21 protein-coding genes, 2 tRNA genes and 2 pseudogenes are annotated in these 24,987 nt (G+C 59.2%); 7 read left to right on the top strand and 18 right to left on the bottom strand.

The annotated features are described in order from the left end of the window. Positions 1–6: 6 nt before the first annotated feature. The 9 genes from AD668_RS00550 to AD668_RS00590 all read right to left on the bottom strand — a co-directional run bounded on the left by AD668_RS00550 (position 7) and on the right by AD668_RS00590 (position 8,717). Complete coding sequence (locus AD668_RS00550) at positions 7–1,656, bottom strand: 3-(methylthio)propionyl-CoA ligase (RefSeq protein WP_053153091.1); 1,650 nt, start codon at positions 1,654–1,656, stop codon at positions 7–9. Between the two features lie 182 nt (positions 1,657–1,838). Next, positions 1,839–2,318, bottom strand: a complete 480-nt coding sequence (locus AD668_RS00555) for a 2,4'-dihydroxyacetophenone dioxygenase family protein (protein ID WP_053153094.1) — start codon at positions 2,316–2,318, stop codon at positions 1,839–1,841. Positions 2,319–2,424: 106 nt separating this feature from the next. Continuing rightward, positions 2,425–3,297 carry a TauD/TfdA family dioxygenase gene (locus AD668_RS00560; RefSeq protein ID WP_218187245.1) on the bottom strand — a complete coding sequence of 291 codons (873 nt, stop codon included), beginning with the start codon at positions 3,295–3,297 and terminating at the stop codon, positions 2,425–2,427. A 707-nt stretch (positions 3,298–4,004) separates the two neighbouring features. Next, positions 4,005–4,080 (bottom strand) — tRNA-Thr (locus AD668_RS00565). Between the two features lie 431 nt (positions 4,081–4,511). Continuing rightward, entirely contained in the window at positions 4,512–5,741 is a 1,230-nt protein-coding gene (locus AD668_RS00570; protein ID WP_053153098.1) for a methyltransferase, read from the bottom strand. Continuing rightward, a complete protein-coding gene (locus AD668_RS00575) occupies positions 5,722–6,411 on the bottom strand; it encodes an ABC transporter permease (RefSeq protein WP_053153100.1) in 690 nt (229 codons plus the stop codon). The genes AD668_RS00570 and AD668_RS00575 overlap by 20 nt, the downstream gene beginning before the upstream one ends. Beyond that, positions 6,408–7,103, bottom strand: a complete 696-nt coding sequence (locus AD668_RS00580) for an ABC transporter permease (protein ID WP_053153103.1) — start codon at positions 7,101–7,103, stop codon at positions 6,408–6,410. The genes AD668_RS00575 and AD668_RS00580 overlap by 4 nt, the downstream gene beginning before the upstream one ends. Positions 7,104–7,180: 77 nt before the next feature. Beyond that, positions 7,181–7,930 (bottom strand): ABC transporter substrate-binding protein, encoded by a 750-nt coding sequence (locus AD668_RS00585; protein WP_053153106.1) that lies wholly within the window; start codon positions 7,928–7,930, stop codon positions 7,181–7,183. A gap of 13 nt (positions 7,931–7,943) precedes the next feature. Then, positions 7,944–8,717, bottom strand: coding sequence for an ABC transporter ATP-binding protein (locus AD668_RS00590; RefSeq protein WP_007972784.1), 774 nt, complete (start codon positions 8,715–8,717; stop codon positions 7,944–7,946). A gap of 107 nt (positions 8,718–8,824) precedes the next feature. On the opposite strand from AD668_RS00590, the gene AD668_RS29360 reads away from it, so the two are divergent. Both AD668_RS29360 and gabP read left to right on the top strand, forming a co-directional pair. Then, positions 8,825–9,055: a hypothetical protein gene (locus AD668_RS29360; RefSeq protein ID WP_156322293.1), complete on the top strand. Its 231-nt coding sequence runs from the start codon at positions 8,825–8,827 to the stop codon at positions 9,053–9,055. Positions 9,056–9,282: 227 nt separating this feature from the next. After that, positions 9,283–10,674 (top strand): GABA permease, encoded by a 1,392-nt coding sequence (gene gabP, locus AD668_RS00595; protein WP_053153109.1) that lies wholly within the window; start codon positions 9,283–9,285, stop codon positions 10,672–10,674. 70 nt (positions 10,675–10,744) lie between these two features. Here the strand turns inward: gabP and AD668_RS00600 are convergent, their stop codons facing one another. The 4 genes and pseudogenes from AD668_RS00600 to AD668_RS00615 form a co-directional block, all read right to left on the bottom strand. Then, positions 10,745–11,197, bottom strand: a complete 453-nt coding sequence (locus AD668_RS00600; protein ID WP_053153118.1) for a hypothetical protein — start codon at positions 11,195–11,197, stop codon at positions 10,745–10,747. Positions 11,198–11,203: 6 nt separating this feature from the next. Next, complete coding sequence (locus AD668_RS00605) at positions 11,204–11,620, bottom strand: hypothetical protein (RefSeq protein WP_053153121.1); 417 nt, start codon at positions 11,618–11,620, stop codon at positions 11,204–11,206. A gap of 38 nt (positions 11,621–11,658) precedes the next feature. Further along, a complete protein-coding gene (locus tag AD668_RS00610; protein ID WP_053153124.1) occupies positions 11,659–12,633 on the bottom strand; it encodes an alpha/beta fold hydrolase in 975 nt (324 codons plus the stop codon). 69 nt (positions 12,634–12,702) lie between these two features. Further along, positions 12,703–13,518 (bottom strand): annotated as a pseudogene (locus AD668_RS00615) (YhcG family protein); the annotation flags it as partial. Between the two features lie 331 nt (positions 13,519–13,849). Here AD668_RS00615 and AD668_RS00620 point away from each other — a divergent pair. The 4 genes and pseudogenes from AD668_RS00620 to AD668_RS00635 all read left to right on the top strand — a co-directional run bounded on the left by AD668_RS00620 (position 13,850) and on the right by AD668_RS00635 (position 18,508). Continuing rightward, positions 13,850–14,299, top strand: a complete 450-nt coding sequence (locus AD668_RS00620) for a hypothetical protein (RefSeq protein WP_053153127.1) — start codon at positions 13,850–13,852, stop codon at positions 14,297–14,299. Between the two features lie 181 nt (positions 14,300–14,480). Then, positions 14,481–14,982 (top strand): annotated as a pseudogene (locus AD668_RS00625) (sigma-70 family RNA polymerase sigma factor); the annotation flags it as partial. After that, positions 14,983–15,942, top strand: coding sequence for a FecR family protein (locus AD668_RS00630; protein WP_053153132.1), 960 nt, complete (start codon positions 14,983–14,985; stop codon positions 15,940–15,942). It abuts the pseudogene before it with no gap. A gap of 121 nt (positions 15,943–16,063) precedes the next feature. Beyond that, the gene (locus AD668_RS00635) at positions 16,064–18,508 is read left to right on the top strand and encodes a TonB-dependent receptor (RefSeq protein WP_053153135.1); all 2,445 of its coding nucleotides are present in this window, start codon (positions 16,064–16,066) and stop codon (positions 18,506–18,508) included. A 148-nt stretch (positions 18,509–18,656) separates the two neighbouring features. Here the strand turns inward: AD668_RS00635 and AD668_RS00640 are convergent. The 5 genes from AD668_RS00640 to AD668_RS00660 form a co-directional block, all read right to left on the bottom strand. Beyond that, positions 18,657–18,732, bottom strand: a tRNA-Phe gene (locus tag AD668_RS00640). 103 nt (positions 18,733–18,835) lie between these two features. Then, entirely contained in the window at positions 18,836–19,108 is a 273-nt protein-coding gene (locus AD668_RS00645) for an oxidative damage protection protein (protein ID WP_053153138.1), read from the bottom strand. Beyond that, complete coding sequence (gene mutY, locus AD668_RS00650) at positions 19,105–20,172, bottom strand: A/G-specific adenine glycosylase (RefSeq protein ID WP_053153141.1); 1,068 nt, start codon at positions 20,170–20,172, stop codon at positions 19,105–19,107. The genes AD668_RS00645 and mutY overlap by 4 nt, the downstream gene beginning before the upstream one ends. Continuing rightward, entirely contained in the window at positions 20,169–22,403 is a 2,235-nt protein-coding gene (locus tag AD668_RS00655; protein WP_053153144.1) for an AsmA family protein, read from the bottom strand. The genes mutY and AD668_RS00655 overlap by 4 nt, the downstream gene beginning before the upstream one ends. Positions 22,404–22,481: 78 nt before the next feature. Beyond that, on the bottom strand, positions 22,482–22,886 hold the full coding sequence (locus AD668_RS00660; RefSeq protein ID WP_053153147.1) for an acetyl-CoA sensor PanZ family protein: 405 nt from the start codon (positions 22,884–22,886) through the stop codon (positions 22,482–22,484). A gap of 323 nt (positions 22,887–23,209) precedes the next feature. Here AD668_RS00660 and AD668_RS00665 point away from each other — a divergent pair, with 323 nt between their 5' ends. Then, positions 23,210–24,874, top strand: a complete 1,665-nt coding sequence (locus AD668_RS00665; RefSeq protein ID WP_053153149.1) for an OFA family MFS transporter — start codon at positions 23,210–23,212, stop codon at positions 24,872–24,874. Positions 24,875–24,987 lie beyond the last annotated feature (113 nt).

A 24,987-nucleotide genomic window follows, 5' to 3' on the forward strand; every position in this document is an offset into this window, starting at 1 on the left:
TGTTACTCAGGTGGCAGCCTTGACCAGCAGATGATCGCCGAACTGCTCGCGCAGGCGGTTCTTCAACACCTTGCCCGTAGCCCCCAGTGGAATCGCGTCGACGAAGACCACATCATCCGGCGCCCACCACTTGGCAATCTTGCCGTCATAAAAGGCCAGCAGATCTTCCCGGGTCAGGGCTGCCTGCGCTTTCCTGACGATGATCAGCAAGGGCCGTTCATCCCACTTCGCGTGTTTCGCGGCGATGCAGGCCGCCTGGGCGACTGAGGGATGGCTCAGGGCAATATTCTCCAGATCGATCGAGCCGATCCACTCCCCACCCGACTTGATCACGTCCTTGCTGCGATCGGTGATCTGCATGAAGCCATCACCATCGATGGTCGCCACATCGCCGGTGGGGAACCAGGTCTGGCCGGCGTGTTCGAGCAGCGGCGAACAGTCGCTTTCATTTCTGAAATAGTCGCGTACCACCCAGGGGCCACGCACCATCAGGTCACCCGAGGTCGCGCCGTCCCAAGGCAGCTCCAGGCCGTCCGCGTCAACGATCTTCATGTCGACGCCAAACACCGCCCGGCCTTGCTTGGATTGCACGGCATAACGCTCTGCCGGAGACATTTCGAGGTGCCTGGCCTTCAGGGCGCCGACGGTTCCAATAGGGCTAAGCTCCGTCATCCCCCAGACGTGCAATACCGCTACGCCGTAGGTTTGCTGAAAGGTGTGCAGCATGGACGGGGGGCAGGTCGCGCCACCGATGATGCTGCGTTTCATGCTGGAGAATTGCCGCCCGGTTTTTTCCAGATGACCAAGCAGGCCTTGCCACACGGTAGGGACACCCGCGGACAGTGTCACCTGCTCGGCTTCGAGCAGTTCGAACAGCGATGCTCCATCCAGGGCCGGTCCGGGAAATACAAGTTTTGCCCCGACCATGCACGCGATGTAGGGAAGTCCCCAGGCGTTGATATGGAACATCGGCACAACGGGCAGGATCACGTCGTGTGCCGAACAATTCAGGGCGTCAGGGAGCGCGGCGGCATAGGTGTGCAGCACCGACGAGCGATGACTGTACAAAACCCCTTTAGGGTTGCCCGTGGTGCCGGAGGTGTAGCAGAGCGTACTGGCGGCATCCTCGTCCAAAACCGGCCAGGCGTAGTCAGGGGATCCCTGTTGAAGGAGGTCTTCATAGCAAAGCAAGTTGTCGATGCCGGCATCCTCGGGCATGTGCGCCTGATCAGTCATGGCGATGAACGCCTTGACCCCATTGCAGCGCCCGGCGATGGCCTTGATCAGTGGCAAGAAGGTCAAGTCGAAGAAGATGTACTGGTCTTCGGCGTGATTGGCGATGTAGGCGACCTGGTCTTCATGCAGGCGAGGGTTGATGGTATGCACAATGGCACCCATGCCGGCAACGCCGTAGTACAACTCCAGGTGTCGATAGCCATTCCATGCCAGTGTGCCGATCCGCTCGGAAGGCTTGACGCCCAGGCGGGTGAGTGCGCTGGCCAACTGGCGCGCGCGATGGTGGCAGTCACGGAAGGTGTAGCGATGGATATCGCCCTCCACGCGACGGGATACGATCTGCGTATCACCGTGATGGCGGTCGGCATGTTCAATGAGTGAGGAAATCAAAAGCTGCTTTTGCATCATCAGGCCTTTCATGGCATCGCTCCGTTCGCTTGTCTGTGATCGGGGGAGCGAGCAGGCGGCCAGGCCCGGGTCAGATTTCGCGTCAAGACCGCGACCCGACACAGCCTGTTTCCCTCCCCTGAATGATTGCTAACCGGTAACTGGCCCGGTCGCCCCTTGAACCAGAGGCGCCGGTTTTTCCCGTGAAATCCGGGTCAGTTGAATGCCGTCAGGTCTTTCGGCGCGATGTTATGCTGCTCGCAATAAGCTAGATAGCGTTGCAACCCGGTCTTCCAGTTTTCCAGCGCGACGATGTTGTCGTTGCCGTCCAGGAACGCGAGATCGCCCGTCACTTGAACCAGCATGAGCGAATACCCGTCCGCGCTTCCCGTGCTGACGACTTCAGGTGTGTGAGTCGACGCGGCCGTCTCATAGACGATGCTGCCGGGGCCGGCGATCCAGTCATGCTCCTTGTATTTCCACTGACCTTCGATCGTGTAGACCATGACCGTGCCGGTGTGGTGGTGCTTGGGCAGTTGCATGTCCAGCGGCGCCTTCATCATGACGATCCATTCGCCACGGATCGGGTCGAGCTTGAAGTACTTGAGCAGGACGTTATCGGCATAAGGGGTAAACGGAATCCAGGGCAGGGATTCGCCATCGATGACTGCGGTGTCGACGTGTTCGTAGAGCATAGGTATCTCCGTTGATTGTTGTTTTGATCGGGAATTTTTCGGCGGCCGGGATCGTCCGACCATCACGGATGGTCGGGTGCCCGGGCTGTCTGTGTGGCAGTCAGGGTCAGGTCAGCGGGGTTCCCGCAAGAGTTGCGCGCAGCATCTTCCGTGGCGCGTTGCCGTAGTCAGCCACGGCGTAGTGCTGGACTTGCAGGTTGTCCCACATGGCAACGGTGTTGGTGCGCCACTTCAGGCGAACCTGGTATTCCGGGATGGCGGCCTGGGAGATCAGGTAATTCATCAGGTGATGAGCCTGGGGCATAAAGTCCTGGCCGTAGCGGATGTCCTCGAAGTTGAAGAAGTTCGAGAAATGGGTGGTGAATGCGGAATTGACGAACAGCACCTTCTCGCCTGTCTCGGGATGCACAAGCACTACCGGATGCTCGGCGCCGGGGGTCTTCAGAGCCATCGCGTGACGCTCTTCGCGTGGCAACTGGGCGCCAAAGGTCTGCTCGGCACCGTGCTTGGCATACAAGCCATCGATTCGTTGCTTGATGCTTTCGGGCAGCTTTTCGTAGGCCATCACCATGTTGGAAAACAGCGTATCGCCGCCGGTCTCCGGACCCAGTTCGCAGCGCAATACCGCGCCGCGGGGCGGCGCCTGCTTGTAGGTGACATCGGCATGCCAGAGGTTTTCGCGACTAGCCTTTTCCACATAGCTCTTGGGTTTGCTCGGATCGAGATTGCGGTACAGCATCAGCAGCTTGTCCGCCTCCGGATGGCTCGGCGCCAGGGGATGGGCTTCCAGTTCGCTGAATTGTGCGGCGAAGTGCTGTTGCTCCATTGGAGTGATGTTCTGGTCGCGAAAGAACAACACTTTGTGCTTGAGCCACAGGGCCCTGATTTCCGCGATCAGTTCGGGGTCCTGGGCAGCGTCGACAAGGTTGACGTTGCTGAGCTCTGCGCCGATGGCGGGTGTGCAAAGCTCTACCTTGATCGAATGCTGTCGCACCGACGACCGGATAAGGGCCGGTGCGGAGGGTGATGCTGGTGAAGGGCTGTTTTGGATGTCGGCGATTTTTGTCATTGTTGTCTCCAATCCGTGCTTGTACGGCGATGCGCAAGATGTGCATCCGGTATAGGTAGCAGGCCCCTACTGATGGCAGAGGTACTGGTCCTATAGTAGAGATCTCGGGCACGAGACTATGGGCGCGGCGGGACAGTTTTTTAGCATATTGGGACGGCGCGTCGGGGCCACGGACTCAGCTGATTAATGTCCACGCTCCGGCGTAGTTTTGCCTGCTGGGACAGAATTTCTAGAGATGGGCGGAGGAGTGCATATCGTGAGGAGCATCGATGGCGTTGAAAATCCACGCAAGATGGCTGAATCGCCCCGGGTTTCGTAGACACCTCTTTGCCTTAAAGCATGGTTTCAACAATCAGCTGTCGCCGGTAGAGTTTGAAAAGCATTACGCAATGAGCTTGCAAGGTGTCTGGAGAATCCGGGGCGATTCAAGGTGTGAACGTTCAAGCCCGTCGAGCCACTGTTCCGACAAAAAAAAGACGCAATTGCCCGTGCTAGCTCAGTCACCGAGACAGTGGATTGAGTGGTAAAAAGATGGGGTGTTTTTATTTGATGCTAGCCCGGTGCTAGCCCGAGGAAGAAACAAAAAAGGCCCGCATCGCTGCGGGCCTTTCTGTATATGGTGCCGGCACCAGGAATCGAACCCGGGACCTACTGATTACAAGTCAGTTGCTCTACCATCTGAGCTATACCGGCGTGTCTGGGCGACGATTATAGCGATTGGGAAGGTTATGTAAACCCCTGAATTCTGACTATTTTTACGTGGAGCTTTGGTGAGGTTTTTCAGTCGTGCGTTGTGGTGGTCGTGCGACGTGACGGAGTCTTTTGCAACGGGACACTTTTGTTGAAAATTCACTCAACATCCACGGATGGATTCTCTGCCGTAAATGTCCAGATTTCGGCGTTTATGTCCTTTTCATTGAATGCTTATGCACAATGAAAGGTGATGTTTCGCTGCCCGATTCGAAAATTTGTGGAGTTGTTCTCATTGGTCCGCAAATGCCTGTTTTTTCGATTTTTTATGCAGGTGTACGAATATTGAACAGGTTCGTTTCACTCTTGAAACACGCTTGATTATTGGATCCACGATAATTTAATCAACAGAGTTATCCACAGGCTCCGTGCAGTTAAGCGCGCTCAGCCAAAAGCAGGAAATTACGCGGCGTGAGCGGGGTTTCGCAGAAGGTGCCGAGGCGAACGGTGTATCCCTTCTCTTCAAGGAAAAGTGCCCGGTCGAGGACGAGCCAAAGCTCCAGCGGACGTCGGAAAAGTCCGCGCAGCAACTCGAGGTTGCGCACTTGCGCCAGTCGTTGCCAGCCTGCCGCTTCGAGCGCTGTCCAATCCTGCGGACCAATTGTGGATAACTCTTTGAGTGCGGCCAGATGATGGCAGTACTCGGAGAGGGGTTTTTCCAGCCAGGCTGTCGGCAGGGAGGGGGTTGGCAGGTACTCGTCAATACCGCGCATTCGCCGTTGTAGCAGGTCGAAGCCCAGGCGTCGGGCCATTGAGGTGTCGCGCTGACGTCTGACTCGGGCACCGGCGGTGACCGTTTCACTCATTGGCAACGCCAGATCATCAAGCGACAGCTGGAGGTGGGAGCCTTGGGCGATAAGAGAAACCGGTGAATATTCCGGCAGGGTGGTCCGGTTGTAGCAGCACGGGGCGATGGCGAGTTGTTTGCAGCCTGCGGCGCTGGCGAGCTGGATCAGGCGCACGTGCAAGTCACCGCAGGCGTGCAGGGCGACGGGCGTGTGTTCGGCCTGTAAAAGCGAAGCCGCGTCGGTGGCGAGTACATCTTGCTCGACGTGCAACGCATGCAGGTGATGGCGTTGACTCAGCGCCTGACCGCTGGCGACCAGTGCCGGGTCGTATTCCAGGCACGTCAGTTGTTGGCCCGGTTGCAGCAGGCGTCGGCCCAGATACCCTTTGCCTGAGCACCAATCCAGCCAATGCCTGGGCGTATTCGAAAACTGCAACCGACTGGCAAACGCCTCGATCTGCTGCCATTTACGCCCCGGTACGTCGACGTTCAATCGATGGCCTGCGGCTTCAAGCGTATGGGCAGGCAATTTATCCACAGCGCTCAACGCAACGGACATCGCTGCCAGCGAAGCGAAAGGTTCTGGTGCGTTCAGAAGGTCTGGATGGTTGTGGGCGCTTTCCGCTTCGTCCAGCGAACGACCGCGAAGCCAAGCGGCCAATTCCGGGTAGGAGGCTTCCCAGGGAAGGTTCAGATATGTGAACGGTCGTGGCTTCCACAGCGCTTGATGCTCGGTGAGAAAAGCATCCAGCGCGGTGAAACGGGCGAGTAGGTGCTCGCCCGTCAACACGCGGGAATCAACGCCCCTGGCAGGCATCGACGCGCAACCAGCGCTCCAGCAACTTGAAGCCGCGTACCAGCACATAAGCCATCACCAGGTAGAACATGCCCGCGGCGAAGAAGATCTCCACCGGCAGGTAGGTCCGGGCAATGATGGTGCGAGCCATGCCGGTCAGCTCCAGCAACGTCACGGTACTGGCCAGGGCGCTGGCCTTGAGCATCAGGATCACTTCGTTGCTGTAGGCCGGCAGGCCGATGCGCGCGGCGCGTGGCAGGATGATGTAGAACAGCGCCTTGGGTTTGGACATACCCAATGCTCGGGCTGCTTCGATCTCGCCCGGTGGAATCGCCTGAATGGCGCCGCGCAGGATCTCGGCGATATAGGCCGCAGTGTGCAACGTCATGGTCGCCGTGGCGCACCAGAACGGATCACGCAGGTACGGCCACATCGAGCTGTTACGGACCGCATCGAACTGCGCCAGGCCGTAGTAGACCAGGAACAGCTGAACCAGCAACGGCGTGCCACGGAAAAAGAAGATGTAGCCGTAGGGAAATGCCCGCACCCACCACAGACGCGACGAGCGGGCGATGCCCAGTGGAATCGCCAGCAGCAAACCGGCGATCACGGCGATGGCCACCAGCTCCAGGGTCAGGGTTGCGCCCTGGGCCAGCTTCGGCAGCCACTTGATGATGACTTCCCAGTTCATTGGGTGCTCCTCGCGAAGCCGCGAGCGGCACGTTTTTCCAGGAAGTGCATGCCGGTCATGGCGAGAACCGTCAGGCCCAGGTACATGAACGCGGCCACCATATAGAAGGTGAACGGTTGTTTGGAGACGGTCACGCCGATTTGTGCGTGACGCATGATTTCTTCCAGGCCGATCACCGATACCAGTGCGGTGTCTTTCATCAGGATCATGAACAGGTTGCCCAGGCCGGGCAGGGCGATGCGCCACATCTGCGGCATGATCAGTTTGGTGAAGATGCGAAATTTCGACAGGCCCAGGGCTACGCCGGCTTCACGATGGCCTTTGGGAATGGCGAGGATCGCACCGCGAAACACTTCCGTGGCGTAGGCGCCGAAGCACAGGCCCAGTGCAATCACACCGGCGGCGAAGGCATTGAGTTCCAGGTCGGGGTTGCCGAAGAACTCGCCCAGGGCACGCATCAGGTTGACCGTGCCGAAGTAGATCAACAGCACCCAGAGCAATTCCGGGATGCCGCGCACCAGGGTCGAATAAGTACCGCCAAGCCATTGCAGCGGCTTGTACGGGGAAGTCTTGGCCAAGGCGCCGAGCAGACCGAGCACCAGCCCCAGGCACAGGGCCGAGAGTGCCAGTTTCACAGTCATCAGCGCGCCAGCGGCGAGCGCCGGGCCGAATCCGTAGAGGTCGATAATCATGGATTTCTTTTCAAATCGCGGCGGGCGATGCCGAGAACCGGCGCCGTCAAAGGACGGCGCCGATCAGGCAGTCAGGATCAATAGATGCTGAACGGGAAGTACTTGTCGTTGATCTTCTTGTAGGTGCCGTCAGCGACGATTTCTTTCAGCGCATCGTTGAGTTTGGCGCGGATCGGGTCGCCTTTACGTACAGCAATACCGATCTTGTCGCTTTCTTCCACGGGATCGCCCTTGAATTCGTAGGAACGGCCGGCGTCGCTTTTCAGCCACTCGTAGTTGACGTACTTGTCAGCCAGGATGCCGTCCAGACGACCGGAAGTCAGGTCGAGGTAGGCGTTTTCCTGGGTGTCGTACAGCTTGATGGTGATGTCGTTACCATAGGTGTCTTCAAGGAAGGTACCGGCCAGGGTCGCGCGCTGGGCACCGATGATCTTGCCTTTGAGCGCTGCTTTATCGGTTTTGAAGTCGACGTTTTTCGGCGCGATGAATTGCAGCTTGTTGGAGTAGTACGGGTCGGTGAAGTCCACCGCTTGCTTGCGCTCGTCGGTGATCGACATCGAGGAGATCAGGAAGTCGAACTTCTTGGCGTTCAGGGCCGGGATGATGCCATCCCAGTCGGAGGTGACCACGGTGCACTCGACTTTCATCTTGGCGCACAGGGCGTCGCCGATTTCCTTGTCGAAGCCGACGACGTTGCCGCTGGCATCCTTGTTGTTGAACGGCGGGTAGGCCGCTTCGATGCCCATCTTCAGCGTTTCAGCCATGGCCCCGGCGCTGAAGGCCAGGGTGACGGCGGCAGCCAGGAAGACCTTTTTGTAGTTCTGCATGCGGGTAGCTCCGTTAGCGGTTGCTGGACATGAATTGTTTGCAGCGCGCCGAAAGCGGGTTTTCAAACACCTGCTGTGGCGATCCTTGCTCTTCTACCAGGCCTTGGTGAAGGAACACCACTTCGCTGGAGACCTGACGGGCGAAGCCCATTTCGTGGGTCACGAGCAACATGGTGCGGCCTTCCTCGGCCAGTGCGCGGATGACATTAAGTACTTCCTGGACCATTTCCGGGTCAAGCGCGGAGGTGGGCTCGTCGAACAGGATGACCTTGGGCTGCATGGCCAGCGTGCGGGCGATGGCCGCGCGTTGCTGCTGGCCACCGGACAATTGCGCCGGGTAGGCGTGGCGCTTGTCGGCGATGCCGACCTTGGCCAGCAGGGCTTCGGCGACTTCGATGGCTTCGGCCTTGCTCTGGCCAAGCACGCGGCGCGGCGCCTCGATGATGTTGTCGAGCACGCTCATGTGCGGCCACAGGTTAAAGTTTTGAAACACAAAACCGATTTCGCTGCGCAGGCGATTGATCTGCTTGCCGTCAGCGGCAACCAGTTCGCCGTTTTTCGCGGCTTTGAGCTTGAGTTCTTCGCCGGCCACCAGGATCTGGCCCTGATGCGGGTTTTCCAGCAGGTTGATGCAACGCAGGAACGTGGACTTGCCGGAACCGGAAGAACCCAGGATCGAGATCACGTCGCCGTCGCGGGCGGTCAGCGAGATGCCTTTGAGCACCTCCAGCGAACCGTAGCGTTTGTGCAAGTTGCGGATTTCAAGCGCGGGCGTGGCCTCAGCCATGTGCGTTCCTCATATATGTTGCGCTCCTGCTGTTTGGCGGCCTTCCTGGCGAGGCGGCCAACCTAGCATAGCGTTTCAATGGCAGCCAACAGCACTAAGGACGGTAAATGGCTGGTGTGTGGCAGGTTGTCGCATCGGCGCAGCAGACTGTCGCCCCATTAACAACCGAACAGCCGTTTGAACCTTGTCTGTCGATAAAAAGCGCGGTGGCTGCCGCAAAAAAAGGCGCGATGTTGCCAGCTTTGACAGGGTGTTGGAAGCGCTATCCGGCCAAATGCACCGCTTGTGCACTTTTAATGTGCGCGAAGCCATTTTCAGGTGTGTTTCCGGTGCGCTGATTCACCACACAAAGTGAGTCGCAGAGTAACGTTCTGGCGAAGTGCCATTAAATTCAATGGCTTGCGATGACTGTCCGGTCTGGTTGTAATCGCCGGGTTAGAAGGATTTGAAATATTTTGGCGCAATTATTGCGTGCAGAATCCGGAACGCCCCGTTGGTTTCTTTTTACGAGAAGGATCACTAAACGGGATGCATGCATTCGCTTCTCCTTACAAAGGTAGTTTTAATGAGCAGTACCCAAAGCTCTAATGGCCTCGAACAGGGGCTCAAACCGCGCCACGTGACCATGCTGTCGATTGCCGGCGTTATCGGCGCCGGCCTGTTCGTCGGCTCGGGTCACGCCATCGCTGCTGCCGGTCCGGCTGTTCTGTTGGCGTACGCCGCCGCCGGTATGTTGGTGGTATTGGTGATGCGCATGCTCGGCGAAATGGCCGTTGCCTCGCCGGACACTGGTTCGTTTTCGACTTACGCCGACCGCTCGATCGGTCACTGGGCCGGTTTCACCATCGGCTGGTTGTACTGGTGGTTCTGGGTTCTGGTGATCCCGCTGGAAGCCAACGCCGCTGCGACCATCCTGCATGCCTGGTTCCCGGGTGTAGACATCTGGGCCTTCGCCCTGGTCATCACGATGCTGCTGACGGTGACCAACCTTTTCAGTGTGAAGAACTACGGTGAGTTTGAGTTCTGGTTCGCCTTGATCAAAGTGTTGGCCATCATCGGTTTCATTGTTCTGGGCATCATGGCGATCTTCGGCTTCATGCCGAACAGTCAGGTCAGCGGTGTTTCGCACCTGTTTGACACCCAAGGCTTCCTGCCAAACGGCATGGGCGCAGTGTTGGGCGCGATCCTGACCACCATGTTCTCCTTCATGGGCACCGAGATCGTGACCATCGCGGCCGCGGAATCGAAAGATCCGGGCAAGCAAATCTCCAAGGCCACCAATTCGGTGATCTGGCGGATCGGCTTGTTCTACCTCGTATCGATCTTCATCGTTGTGGCTCTGGTGCCATGGAACGACCCGATTCTGGCCAGCGTCGGCTCCTACCAGACTGTGCTTGACCGCATGGGCATTCCAAACGCCAAGATGATCGTCGACATTGTGGTACTGGTTGCTGTGACCAGCTGCTTGAACTCGGCGCTCTACACCTCGTCGCGCATGCTGTTTTCCCTGGGCAAGCGTGGCGATGCGCCGGCGGTGTCCACGCGCACCAACAAAAGCGGCACGCCTTACTGGGCGGTGATGATGTCCACTGGCGCAGCGTTCCTGGCGACCTTCGCCAACTACGTGGCCCCGGCGGCAGTGTTCGAATTCCTGCTGGCCAGTTCTGGCGCCATTGCGCTGCTGGTGTACCTGGTGATTGCGATCTCGCAGCTGCGTATGCGCAAGCAGCGTATGGCTCGCGGTGAGAAAATCGTCTTCAGCATGTGGTTGTTCCCGGGGCTGACCTACGCGGTGATCGTATTCATCGTTGCGGCCCTGACCATCATGTTGTTCCAGGATGCCCACCGTGTGGAAATCCTCGCGACCGGTCTGCTGAGCCTGATGGTTGTCGCTGCCGGCTTGCTGGTATCACGCCGTCGCAAACTGGAGAAACGTGGCGCGGTCGTGCTGAACTGATTCGCACCGCGTAATGAAAACGGCCGCTGTCAGTGATGACGAGCGGCCGTTTTTGTTTGGGGCGTGACCTTTACTCGGCTTTTTCTTGCGGCGCTTCCAGCGACTCGCGGTAGACATCCAGTGCAGCGCTGAAATCGGCGATGAACTGCGGCTCACTCAGCCATGCCTGGGCGCTCTCGCGATCCATGCCATCGGCCCACATGCGGTAGTCGATCAGCATGTCGGCGGCCAGGTGGGTGGCGGCCATGCCTTCGTCGTCGGCGTTTTCCATGTCCAGCAGTTCTGGATGGTCGATGATGATAAAGGCGAGATTTGTCAGCAACACCGAGAGCATTTCGCTGCGGCTGACGGCTTCGGCGTCGTGCATTTTGCTGAACATTGCCAAGGTGTATTCCGGGATCGGCTCGGCAAGGTGGCCAAGGTCATCGTCCAGCTCGACAGGTTTTCTGCCGTGGATGTTGATCTGCTTGGCTTTGGCTTTTGCGCGCTTGGCGCGTTTCTGTTGCTTGTTCAGGGAGGCCATGGGAACTCAGTTCGGTTTCTGTTGGGTTTGCGCGGCAATGGCGTCGGACGCCGCCACGTAGTCGGCCTGGAAGGCCGGTGATTCGATCCACGCCAGGGCGCCGGCCTCGTCGGTTTCGGTGGACCATTGGCGATACTCGATCAGTGCGGCAAGGATGAAGTCCATCGCGCCTTCTTCGCCTTCCTGTTCGTACACCAGTTCCAGCAACGGGTCTTCGAGGAAGGCCGTGCACAGGGCTTGCTGGCTGGTCTTTTCGGCGTCGATCATTTTCTTGAACAGCTCGGTCAGGTCCACCGATTCGAAATCGATGCGGTCGTCGTTCGGGTCCAGTTCGACCGGCGCAGCGGCCCGCTGGGTGCGGTTCTGCTTGGCCTTGGCCTTGGCGCGTGAGGCGCGTTTTTGCTGTTTGCTGGCGGAGGCCATGGGCGTCGTTCCGTAATTCGTGAAAAAGGGCAGGTGGCTCAGCTGCGCGGTACTGTCCGCCCGGGTGTGTCGGGGGCCAGTTCGCCGTTTTGCAGCCAGGACAGTGCAATGGGCCATAGTGTGGCTTGGTATGCGCTGCGAAAAAAGGCGAAATGTCCGACTTCTTGTTCGCCGATGTCTTCAGGAGCGATGCGCAAGTGGGTGTTTGAGCTGCCGGTGAAGTAGCTCAGCAAGCGTTCGATGGCCGGAATCGTGCCGTAGGGATCGTCGCTGATGCTGATGGCGAGGATTTGCGCGGTCACGGCAGCGAAGGGCAGGCGACCGACGGTTGCGTGGAGCACGCGGCCGCTGGGGCGCTTCTCGTATCGATCGGTCGGCGTACTCCAGTCTCGAACGACACCAGCCGGTGTGTCTTCCAGCCAGCCGAGACGCTTGCCGGGGAAGTAGCCGCAAACCCTTGTCACCAGCGGCATCAGCACATGCCATTTGCCGAACATCCGCCAACGATGGGCGGGCGCGTAGTCGCGCCAGTAGGCGAATTGCGCGCCGACGGTCACCAGGCGACGGATCAGATGCCCGGATGCTCCCAGGCCCGCCGCACAGCCGCCAAAGCTGTGACCGACGACATCCACAGGCTGCCCCGCAAACTCCCGCTGTGCGCGCTTGAGCATCGCCTCGAAGTCCAGCGCTCCCCAATCGCTCCATGAAGCCTCAAGCCCTTTTAGAGATCCCGCACGCGATTCGCCGATACCGCGGTAGTCATAGGTGATGACGTCGAAACCGTTGGCGAACAGGTAGTCGGCGAAGCGCGAGTAATGGCGGCAACGGACTGAGGTGGCGGCGTTGATGATCACGACCGGGCGGGCAATGTCTTGAGCGGTGTGGCGCCAGGTGAAGCCACCAAGGATGAAGCCATCCGGTGCCGCTTCCTTGAACGACTTGCCGGGTTCGGGAATCGGTAGCGTCAACTCGATGTGGGTGGGGGCCAGTGGCGGCGTTTCCTGCAAACTCATCGGCTTCAGACCTTTGCGGGTAAGTTGCCAACGATAGTCTTGATGCCGTTGATGGACAATCCATTCGCCTCAACGCAGTTGTCGATGAGTCAATCGCTCTTCAAGTGCCGCTCGCTCCCGATCCAGCCCATTGCGCAGTTCCTCCTCACTCGGCAGGACAAGCTTGTATTTACTGGCGAACAGCTGCTCGTTGCCTTCAAGCACTGAGTAGCGCACCACGGATTCATCGTTTTGCGCACAGAGGATGATGCCGACGGTGGGCCCGTCTTCCTCGCCGCGCTTGAGGTCGTCATACATGCGCACGTACATGTCCATCTGCCCCACATCCTGATGGATCAGTTCGCCGCGCTTGATATCGAAGATGATGAAGCACTTGAGCAGGTAGTTGTAGAACACCAGATCAATGTAGAAGTCTTTGCTGTCGGTACTGATGCGTTGCTGACGGGCAATAAATGCGAAGCCTTTTCCCAGCTCCAGCAAGAAGCCTTGCAGTTGTTCGATCAGCGCTTGTTCGATTTCGCTTTCCTGAAGGTTGCCTGCGTTAGGCAAACCAAGAAACTCCAGTATCACGGGGTTCCGAACGAAATCTCGAGGACTGGCCTTTATTTGCTGGATGTTGGTGGCCGCTTCCTGTTTGAGCGCGCCGCGATCTCGACTGGCCAGGAGGCGCTCGTAGTACAGCGTATTGATCTGGCGTTCCAGGGCACGGCTTGACCAGTTTTGGCTGGCGGATTCGTTCATGTACCAGAGACGAGCGCTGTCGTTGTCGACTCGAAGCAGGCGACGGTAGTGAGTCCAGCTCAATTCGAGACGCAGTGCGTCGCGAATTGGAAACACTTGATAAAACTGGCGCATTTTTCGCAGGTTTGTCTCGTCAAAGCCCTCAATTCCCCCAGGTTACCTGGCAGCGATGCAAGTTTTGGGTCTTGAGTGTCATTGGGTGCGAGGTCCGTCATCAGGTCTTCCGCAGCAGGTTGAACAGGCGCAAGAGAATGACAAGTGAATGCCACGGGAAGATGCCGGGCATTACTGCGAAACAGGCACGAAATACGGACTGCGCTGGCAGGACGTATCTGATGGCGGAAGAGTTTAAGGGACAAATGACGTAGTACGTTTCGTACTCACCCAAAGGCCAAATGAATCTAAAACCCCTCCCGCCGGGAGGAAATCCAAAGTAGGTAACGATTGGGTTCAACAGAACCCGGGAGTCGCCATCATGAAAACCACCCATTCATTCATGTTGTCCCTCGCCGCCGTCAGCATTTTGCTGCTTCCTGCCCTATCGCCCGCCGCGAGCCTTGAGCCTATCGATAGCTCAGGCGTGCAGGTTCAGCGGCAGGAACAAAACGGCATCACCTACCTTTCCGGAGGGATCGGCGAGGATGAAGCAAAGGCCATCCAGCAGACGACGGGTTATAACCTGCACATGACGTTCTCTGTCGGTACGGGAGATGAATACACGCCAGACGTAAATGTCGTTATCCAGAAAAAGCCCGGGGAAACTGTGCTGACGCTCAATGAAGCCGGTCCGCTGGTTTATGTGCAATTGCCTGCCGGCAAGTACATCGTCATTGCCACGCGCAACGGGCAGTCACGGCAAGACACTGCCGATGTCGGCAGCGGTGCGCCTCGCAATCTGGTTTTCCACTGGAATGATGCAAGTTGACCAGAGGCTCTAAACCATGGAGCGAAAATCAGCCCTGGATCTTGCGATTCAGGGTTTTTCGTTTGTGTCCTACAGATCGTGGCGTTGAAAGTTCCCAGGCCAATGAAAGATACTGTTTCTCATTAACGCCTGCGAACAGATTCCATCGTCTCGCTCAATTCACCCCCGGATTTGTCCCTCGATGCCGCCAACGCCCAGCCTGCTGCTGAGTTTCCAGGAACATTACGACGATTTGCTCAGCTTCCTCACCCGGCGCATGAGTGACCGTCAGCGTGCGGCCGATGTTGCGCAGGAAACTTATCTGAAGTTGTTGAATGTCGATGAGTCGGTGGCGGTGCTCAATGATCGCAGCTTCATCTTCCGCGTGGCGGGGAATCTGGCGATCGATACGTTGCGTCGGGAACAACGCTTGAGCGGCAATGTTGCGGACAGTCAGGAGTATGTCGAGGCGGTCGATCCGGCACCGCCGCCAGAAGCGGTGTTCCTGGCCAAGGAGCGCTTGGGGATTCTCGACGATGCCTTGCAGCAACTGTCGCCGAACGCGCGCCAGGCCTTGTTGCTCAATCGCCTGGAAGGCTTGACCCAGGCGCAGATCGCCATCGAACTGGGCGTCTCCGAAAGCATGGTGGCAAAATACATCGGCCAGGCCCTGCGTCATTGCCGCGACTGGTTGAAAAACAACCATGCGTAATCCTTCCCTTTCCAGCCACGATGCCGCCATGACCGAACCTTCGCAAAGCCTTGAAGACACCGCACTCGATTGGGTGGTGCTGCTCAATTCGGGGAAGGCTACCGCTGACGATCAGCGTGCTTACCAGCATTGGCGATCCTTGAGCGCCGAGCACCAGGTGGTGGCCGATGAGGCTCAAGCGCTGTGGGCGATGCTCGGGCATACGCCGACGGCCAAACAGTTCAAGGCAGCGCCGCCTGCTGGCCGCCGCCTCAAGACCTGGTGGCCCGCCCTGGCGGCGTCAGTGGTGCTCGCGGTCGCTGGTTTGGCGGGATGGCAGCAATGGCCGATGCTCAACTCCGATTATCACACCAGCGTCGGCCAGCAGCAGATCGTGACGCTGGCCGATGGCAGCAAGATCATCCTCAACAGTGCCAGCGCGGTGTCGGTGGTATTTTCCGCCGATGAGCGCACGGTCATCCTGCGCGCGGGTGAGGCGTTGTTCGAGCCGGCTACCGATGCGCGGCCGTTTGTGGTGCGCAGCGGTGACGAGCAAATGCAGGCTGGCAACGCTGTGTTCAGCGTTCGTCGAGACGGCGATGCGCTGACACTGGTCGTCAGCGCCGGTCAGGTGCAGCTCAAGGGTTCCCATCAACCGGTGGTGGTGCAGGCTGATCAGCGTCTGGCCTATCAATCGGGGCAACCGTTGCTGGCCCAGCAGAAGGTCGATGCGGCAAGTTTGACGGCCTGGCAGCGCGGCAAGCTGATCTTCAACGGCCGTCCGCTGGCTGAGGTGATGGGTGAGCTGGAGCGTTATCAGCACGGGAAGATTGTGATCTCCGACCGCGAATTGGCAGCGCTGCCGGTCAGCGGCGTATTTGAGCTCAACGACCCCCAGGGCTCGCTGCGAACGCTTGAGCAGCGCTACCCACTGAAGGTCACTTACTTGCCGTGGCTGGCGGTTTTGCACTGACCTGAAAATATTTTCACCAACCGACTGCAAGTTCCTCCCTGGCGAATCGTCGTAGTGAGACTGAGAAGAAAATCATTCTCATTGACGTATTCATCGGGGCGGGAAGGTAGACGTGAAAGGTATGTTCAAGCAGTCGGCACAGGCGCGTAGCAACCACGGCAAACACATCGTGCGTCAGACGCTGTTGGCCCAGGCCATCATGACGTGTTTGCTCGGCCCGGCACTGGTGCTGGCGCAGACGTTAAGCACGGCGCAAGCGGTCGAGGCTCAGGAGCGTCGAGTGTCGTTGTCGCTACCGACCCAGTCGCTGGATCAATCGCTGACCGCTTTCGCCGACCAGGCGGGCCTGCGGCTGCTTTACACCACCGCCGATGTCGAGGGCTTGCAGGCCGACGCACTGAGTGGCCAGCATACCGTCGCTGAGGCCTTGCAGACGCTGCTGGCGGGCAGTGGCATGAGTTGGGCGTTCAGTGACGCGCGTACGGTCATCCTGCGGCGTGCGGAGGCGCCGACGACCATGACCCTCAAGCCGATCGAAGTCAGCGTCGCATCGCGTACCAGCACGTCCATCAGTGAAATCCCCGGCACGGTCTGGGTGGTCGACCAAACCCGGTTGCGCGAGCAGTTGCAAACCGGCGTCAGCCTCAAGGAGGCGATCGGCAAACTGGTGCCGGGCCTCGACCTCGCACCGGAAGGGCGTACCAATTACGGCCAGAACATGCGCGGACGCAACGTGCTGGTGATGATCGACGGCGTCAGCCAGAACAGCTCCCGCGGCTTGTCGCGCCAGTTCGACAGCATCTCGCCGTTCAACGTCGAACGGGTCGAAGTGTTGTCCGGGGCCAGCGCCATCTACGGCGGCGGCGCGACGGGCGGGATCATCAACATCGTCACCAAAAAGGGGGCGCCGGGGCCTGCACAGTTTGAAACGCAGCTCGGCGCCAGCAGCGGTTTCAACAACAGCGATGACCTGGCGACGCGTATCGCACAATCGGTCAGTGGCGGCAACGAGCGCATCAGCGGTCGGCTTGGTATCTCGGGTGAGCAGAACCAGGCGTTCTACGACGGTGCCGGCGACCAGATCTTCATCGACAACACCCAGACCGACCTGCAATACAACCGCACCATCGACGTGATGGGCAGCCTGGCCCTGCAATTCAATGACGAACAAAGCCTGGACCTGTTGGCGCAGTACTACGACTCCGGCAACAACGGCGACACCGGCATTTATTTTCCCAACCTGAACTACCAGAAGCCGTCGAACCTGGAAGACGCCGAACTACGCGACGGTTACTCGACCGATCTCGACCCGCGGACCAAGCGCGTGCTGCTCAACGCCAACTACCACCACAGCGATGTGTTGGGGCAGGACTTCTACCTCCAGGCGTCTTATCGCAAGGAGGATGACAATTTCTACCCGTTTCCTTACTACAACACCGGCAGACCCGTCGGCTCCCAAGGGGTGTACTTTGCTGCCTCGCAACAGAACTTTGAAGTCAGCAGCTTCAAGGCGCTGTTCGCCAAGGAGTGGCAGGCCTTCAAGTTCACCTACGGTGTAGACCTCGATCGCGAGCGCTTCAATGCTCAACAGAGCACCTTCGACCAGCGTCTCTCCTCGGAAAGTGGCGGACTGGACCTGGATACCGCCAGCAAGGCGCCGCGCTATCCCGGCTATCGCGTCGACGGCCTGTCCGGATATGCCCAGCTAGACTGGTACGCCACCGACAACCTGACCGTTTCCGGTGGCGCGAGGCGTCAGCAGATGGACGTCGATGTCGGCAAATTCAAAGGGGTCGAGGGCGGCAGCAACGATTACTCGGTCAGCCTATACAACCTGGGCACCATCTACGACTTCAAGAACGGGCATCAACTGTGGATCAACTACGGCGAGGGTTTTGATCTGCCAGACCCTGCCAAGTTTTACGGCAAGCCGGGCCTGAGCGTCGCAGACAACCCTTTGGCGGGGATCAAGAGTCGTCAGGTGGAAACCGGCTGGCGCTACTCTGACAGCGACTGGGACGCCCAGGCGGCGCTGTATTACATCTGGTCCGACAAAGTCATCACCACTGACAGCGCCACCCTGACCATCGATGTGATCGACCAGAAGAGTCGCGACTATGGCTTTGAAGGCGCGCTGACCCGGCATTTCCTCAGCGGTTGGGAAGCCGGCAGCACCTTGCACCTGGTGCGCTCGGAAGAGGAGGGCACCGACGGTGACTGGATCAAGCGCGATGCGCGCTACGCGTCGCTATCGAAGTCCACGGCCTTCGTTGGCTGGAAAGGCGACCGCACCAGCGTCCGCCTGCAGGGCAACCATGCATTCACCCTGGAAGACGACGCCGACCACAAGATCAGCGGCTACACCACGTTCGACCTGCTGGGCAGCCGCGACACCGGGTTCGGTACTTTCAGTGCCGGCATCCAGAACCTGCTGGACAAGGAATACAGCACGGTGTGGGGGCAGCGGGCGACGCTGTTCTACGCGCCGACGTATGGACCGGCATACCTGTATGACTATCAGGGGCGTGGGCGGACATACACGTTGGGTTGGTCGATGGCGTACTGAAAGTCTCAACCTCTGAAACGACAAAACCCGCGATGCCTGTTCAGAGGCCGCGGGTTTTTTGTGGCCTGTGGTGATGGCCGATTTCGGTGGACATCAAACCGCAGGCATAAAAAAACCCTGAATCTTGCGATTCAGGGTTTTCGGTATTTGGTGCCCAGAGACGGAATCGAACCGCCGACACGGGGATTTTCAATCCCCTGCTCTACCGACTGAGCTATCTGGGCAACGGGGCGCATTAAACTGGTTTTTCAGGGGGTCGTCAAGCAAGTTTTCAAAAAAAATTTAATTATTACCGTCGCTTACGTTCCGACCCCCGATTTTGCGGGGTTATTCCGACGGCGGCACGTAGCCTTCGGCCTTGGCGTAATCCTCGCCGGAGAAGTACTTGTCCATCTCGCCCTGAAGATATTTGCGATCTTCGGCGTTCATCATGTTCAGGCGTTTTTCGTTGATCAGCAGCGTCTGGTGTTTTTGCCAGTCGGCCCAGGCCTTGGCCGAGACGTGGTCAAAAATGTCCTGGCCCTTGGCGCCCGGAAATGGAGGGCGCTCCAGGGCGGGTAATTCTTCTTTGTACTTGCGGCACATGATGGTGCGGGTCATGACGACTCTCCTGCGTTCAATACGGCGGCCGCGCGTTCGAGCAAGGTTTTGACCGGGGCGGCAAGGCCCAGGCGCGGCGGGGTGGCGAGGTTATACCAGAGCCAGTCGGCCTCGGCCACGTGATGGCCGGACTCCTGGACCTGAACCAGCCAGGGTTCGATGGATAACTGAAAATGGCTGAAGGTGTGCACCAGGCTTGGCAGTGCTTGTTGTGTGCCCAGTTCCAGCGAGTGCTGCGACGCCAGATGTTGCAGGTCGTCGAGGTCGTCGAGTTCCGGCAAGCTCCAGAGGCCGCCCCACAGGCCCGTGGACGGGCGGCGGTAAAGCAGGATCGCGCCGTCACCGTTGGCGAGCATCGGCATCAACGTGCGCTTCTGTGGGATGGCCTTGCGCGGCTTGGGGATCGGGTAGCGGGTTTCCAGGCCGAGCATGTGCGCTTCACAGCCTTTCTCCAGCGGACAGAGCAGGCAGCTCGGCTTGCTGCGGGTGCAGAGCGTGGCGCCGAGATCCATCATCGCCTGGGTGTAGGCGTTGACCCGATCATGCGGCGTAAAGCGCTCAGCGTTGGCCCAGAGCTGTTTGGCGACCTTCGGCTCCCCAGGGTAGCCCTCTTGCGCGGTAAAGCGCGCCAGCACGCGTTTGACGTTGCCGTCGAGGATCGGCGCGCGCAGGCCCATGCTGATGCTGGCGATAGCGCCGGCGGTGGACAGGCCAATGCCCGGCAAATCAGTGAGCTTTTCCACGTCTCGGGGAAATTCACCGCTGTACTGCTCGACGACGATCTTCGCGGTCTTCTGCAGATTGCGTGCACGGGTGTAGTAACCCAGGCCCGTCCACAGGTGCAGTACTTCGTCTTCCGGGGCGGCGGCCAGGGCTTCGACCGTCGGCAACGAGGCCATGAAGCGGTCGAAGTAATTCAGCACAGTGCTGACCTGGGTCTGCTGCAGCATGATTTCCGAGACCCATACCCGGTATGGGTTGATGTCCTGCTGCCAAGGCAAATCGTGTCGGCCGTGGCGGTCGAACCAGTCGAGTACCGCCGTTGAAAACTGCTCGGCTCTCATCGCTTGAACAGCCCCTTGAGTGCGTCTTTGAGTTCCGGACTGACCTTGTCGCCCAGCTTCTCATCGATTTTGTCGCTGATCCGCTCTCCCGCCAGCTTGGCGGCGACCTGTCCCATGCGTTCGTTGTCCAGTCGGCAGGCTTTGGCCCCCAGTTCCAGCGGGCCACGGCAACGCAGGGGCCATTCGATGCCGACAAACTTCTCGCCGACCTGGCAGGCCGGGTCTGGCATGTCGCTCTTGTCGCCTTCGACGACGATGCCGACGCGGTAATCCATACCCAGGACTCGCAGATCGACGTCGCCGTTGCCGTTGACGGTCATGCCCGGAATACGCACTTTCAGGTCCGGGTTGCTGGCCACGCCGTTACGGAACGTCAGGTTGCCTTTGAGCTCCTGGAAGGGCGTGTCCTTGCCCCGTGGTTCGCCGCTGAGGGTTTTGCGGTTGAGCGTGGCGATGCCTTTGCACAGCTGTTGCTCGAGGTTGGCATTGAGCAGCACGCCGTTGTTGATGACGAAACTGGTGGTGCCATTGAGGGTTTCGATCAGCGCTTTCTGGCTGTTGCCGTTGCCGGTCAGGTTGCTGTTGAGCGTGACCAGGCCTTTGACCGGCGGATTCTTGCCCTGGCTCTCGAGGATCTTCTCTGCCGGGACGCGGCTGATCTTCGTCAGCAGGTTCAGCGCCGGTACCTGTTGGCGCAGGTCGAGGGTGCCGGCGGCGTTGAAGTTGCCTTCGTACAGGTTGCCGCTCAGGTTCACCAGGGTCAGCAAGCCGCCCTGGCCGGTAGCCTTGAGCGCAGCGTTTTGAATCGGCAGGTTGTCCAGGGTCAACAGGCCGAAGCTCAGGTCGGCGTCCACATCGAGTTTGCTCAGGCGCTCCACCGGCAAAAGGCGTTCGTTGCTCCAGGCCTCTTTGGTCGGCGATGGCGGCAGCGGGGTGCTGCCGGCGCCCGCCATGGCATCGGCTTCGGTACTTGCCACTTCGGCTTGGCGCACTTGCTTGGCGCTGTTGGCCTCCGCAGATTTGGGCGGCAGGTAGCGGTCGACGTTGAAGGTGTCTGCCTTGAGGGTTGCGCGCAGCGATTGCTTGGCGAAATCTTCGACGGCGATGCGACCGCTGAAGGTGCTGTCGTCGAGTTTCAGGTTGATGTTGTCGAATGCCACGCTGGTCGGCGTGCCCGTCAGCCGACTGGCCAGCTCGACCTTGGTCAGACTGCCTTCGGCCATGGCCGGGAGTTTCTGGCCGATGCTGTCGACGAATTTTGCCAGGTCAAACTGGGCGATCGAAATGCCGCCGTTGACCTGCGGAGTCTTGTCGAGGTCGTTGACCTTCAGTTCGCCCAGTGCCCGCAGCTGGTTCGCGGAGATTTTGATACCGGTCCACTCGGCGACATTGGCCGCCCTGTCCAGCAACAGTTGGCCCTGGGCAGCGAAGGTCAAGGTCTTGCCTTGCAAGGGGTCGCCAGCGACTTCGCCGGACAGTTTCATGTCTTCGAATTTGTAGCGCTGCAAGGCGCGCTCGAAACGCAGCTCGCCATTCAGTTCCGTACGCACCCGCAGAACCGGTTGATTGGTGCCCAGGAATGCGGTGAGTTTGACCGGGATGTTGGTGGAATCGTGTACTGCGCCGGTGCTCAGCTGGATGCTTTCGGCGCTGAACTGCTTGCCGGTTTTTTCGTCGTTGTACTCGACGCGGGCGTTGTTGACGGTGAGGCTGTCGATATCCAGGCGCATCGGTTGCGCTGTTTTTTCTGCTTGCGCGGTCGTTTCCGGGGCCGGCTCACCGGGGTTCGCCGCAGGCGCGGTGGAAGAATCGGCAGTGGCCGGGACGGGCTTCTTGCCAACGTCTTCCCAATTGCCGTGGCCATCCTTGTCGCGATTCAGGCGCAGGTTCAGGCCTTCGACGCGCACGTCGCTCATCTGCACTTCACGGCGCAGCAGCGGCAATACGCGCACCGACAGGCCGAGCATTTGCAGGTCGGCGAAGGGCTCGGCCGGTTTGATCAGGGTCGCGACACTGGCGTCGTGCAATTCCAGGCCCAGCCACGGGAACAGGCTCCAGCCGATATCGCCATTGAGCGTCAGCTCGATGTGGGCCTTGTCGCGGGCAATCTGGCGAATCTCGTCTTTGTAGTCGTTGGGATCGAAGAGGTGGGTCAGGGCAAAGCCCAGTGCCACAATGATCAGCAACAGCCCGAGAAGTACCAGACCCAGGATTTTGCCGAACGCTTTCATGGGCGAGTCCTTGTAATTAGTCGATTTCGAAATTTAGCCGAGGAGTATAGCGCCCTGGAATGGACGACCGGTCAGCGATCACAGGGTCGATTCGTGCAGGGGTAATTTCAGTTTGGCCGCCAGCGCCTGAGCCTCCAGATGCCCGGCAGGTGCCAACAGACTGAGTGTCGCGCCCGATTGCTCGGCCATTTTTCGGGCTTCAGTCACTAGCCGTTCAGCGACCCCACGGCGACGGGTAATTTTTCGTACGCATATTTGGGACAAGTACCAAACGTCTTGGTGCCGCTGCAAGCGTGCCGCGCCGAGCAGACGATCATTGAAGCGACCAGCGATCAGCGAGCCGTCTCGCAAACAGTCTTCGATCAGTTGCGCATCCCCGGAAAACGGGGCGAACAGCCATTCGGGAGCGTCGCGGTAAATTTTCTGCAGATCCTGCTGGTCCTGGTTAGTGGCCTGGTTTAGCGGCTCAACAATGATCGGCATGGGGAATCCTGTGCAGTTAGAGGGTGCCATTTTCTGTAGGAGCTGCCGAAGGCTGCGATCTTTAATGATCAAAAGATCGCAGCCTTCGGCAGCTCCTACAGGGGAGGCGTTCACATAATGATGAGATCAGTCGACGTACTTGTCGTGATGTCAGTTTGATTTTTCTGTCAGCTGCAAATGGTAACCTTCGCCCGTTCGTCCGTCTTTCTGCGACCTGTTGTCGCGCGACAAGGTGTTCACTCAAAAAACGGTCATGCCCGCGTGCATAAAGGCCCGGGGTGAGCAGTGGCTGGCGAACCATACTAATAATTGGGGGATTCACAATGACTTCGAGCATCACGGCGGACGGCTTGAATGCCGACCAGCCTGCGTTCCTGTCCAAGGAGCGCATTATCGCCAAGCCCGGCTTCAACCGTTGGCTGGTGCCACCGGCCGCGCTGGCCATTCACCTTTGCATCGGCATGGCCTACGGATTTTCGGTGTTCTGGCTGCCGCTGTCCAAAGCGCTGGGCGTCACCGCTCCGGTCGCCTGCGCGCCGGACATGAGCTTTATCGCACAAGTCTTTTCGTCCCAGTGCGACTGGCCGATCTCGATGCTTGGCTGGATCTACACCCTGTTTTTCATCTTCCTCGGCTGCTCGGCCGCGATCTGGGGCGGCTGGCTGGAACATGCCGGGCCACGCAAGGCTGGCGTTGTATCGGCCCTGTGCTGGTGTGGTGGCCTGCTGATTTCGGCACTGGGGGTTTATACCCATCAGATCTGGTTGATGTGGATTGGCTCCGGGGTCATTGGCGGTATCGGCCTGGGTCTGGGTTACATCTCGCCGGTGTCGACTTTGATCAAGTGGTTCCCGGACAAGCGGGGCATGGCGACCGGCATGGCGATCATGGGCTTCGGTGGTGGCGCGATGGTGGGTGCGCCGTTGGCCGCAGCGCTGATGGGGCATTTTGCTTCGCCAACCAGCGTCGGTGTGTGGCAGAGCTTCCTGGTAATGGCCGCGATTTACTTCGTGTTCATGATCGGTGGCGCGTTGTCCTACCGCGTTCCGCCCACCGGCTGGAAGCCTGAAGGCTGGACGGCCCCGGCGAAAAAAGCCTCGAATGCGATGATCACCCACCGCCATGTACACGTGAATGTAGCGTGGAAAACCCCGCAATTCCGTCTGGTCTGGCTGGTGCTGTGCCTGAACGTTTCGGCCGGTATCGGCATCCTGGGCATGGCGTCGCCGCTGTTGCAGGAAGTGTTCGGTGGCAAGTTGCTGGGCAATGACCTGGCGTTCGGTCAGCTCGATGCTTCGCAACTGGCTTCCATCGCTGCCATTGCTGCCGGTTTCACCGGTTTGCTCAGCCTGTTCAACATCGGCGGACGCTTCTTCTGGGCTTCGTTCTCGGATTACCTGGGTCGTAAAAACACCTACTTCGTGTTCTTTGCCCTGGGCTTTGCGCTGTATGGACTGATTCCAAACCTCGGTCACCTGGGCAGCGTGGCGCTGTTCGTGACGGCGTTCTGCATAATTTTGTCGATGTATGGCGGTGGTTTCGCGACGGTTCCAGCGTATCTGGCCGACCTGTTCGGTACGCAAATGGTTGGCGCGATCCACGGTCGTCTGCTGACGGCATGGGCGGCTGCCGGCGTACTGGGACCGGTGCTGGTGAACTACCTGCGTGAATATCAGTTGAGCATCGGCGTCGAGCGCGCGGCAGCGTACGACATCACGCTGTATATCCTCGCCGGCCTGCTGGTGCTGGGTTTCCTGTGCAACCTGCTGGTGCGTCCGGTGGCGGACAAGTACTTCATGACCGATGCTGAACTGGCCGCCGAGCAGGCGCTGGGCCACGACAAAGGCGCTGATAGCAGCACTTCGCTGGAGTGGAAAGCGGCGCCGGGTACCAAGCCATTGGCGATTGCCGCGTGGCTGGTGGTGGGTCTTCCGTTGGCGTGGGGTGTTTGGGTGACCCTGCAGAAGACGGCGGTGCTGTTCCACTAACGCCAAACTTCTGTAGGAGCCGGCTTGCTGGCGATCAATGCGACGCGGTGTGTCAGGCACACCGCCATCGCTGGCAAGCCAGCTCCTACATGTCATGACAGGTATAGCTCCAG

It is taken from the genome of Pseudomonas sp. P1.8 (genome assembly GCF_001269805.1).
Lineage (GTDB): Bacteria > Pseudomonadota > Gammaproteobacteria > Pseudomonadales > Pseudomonadaceae > Aquipseudomonas.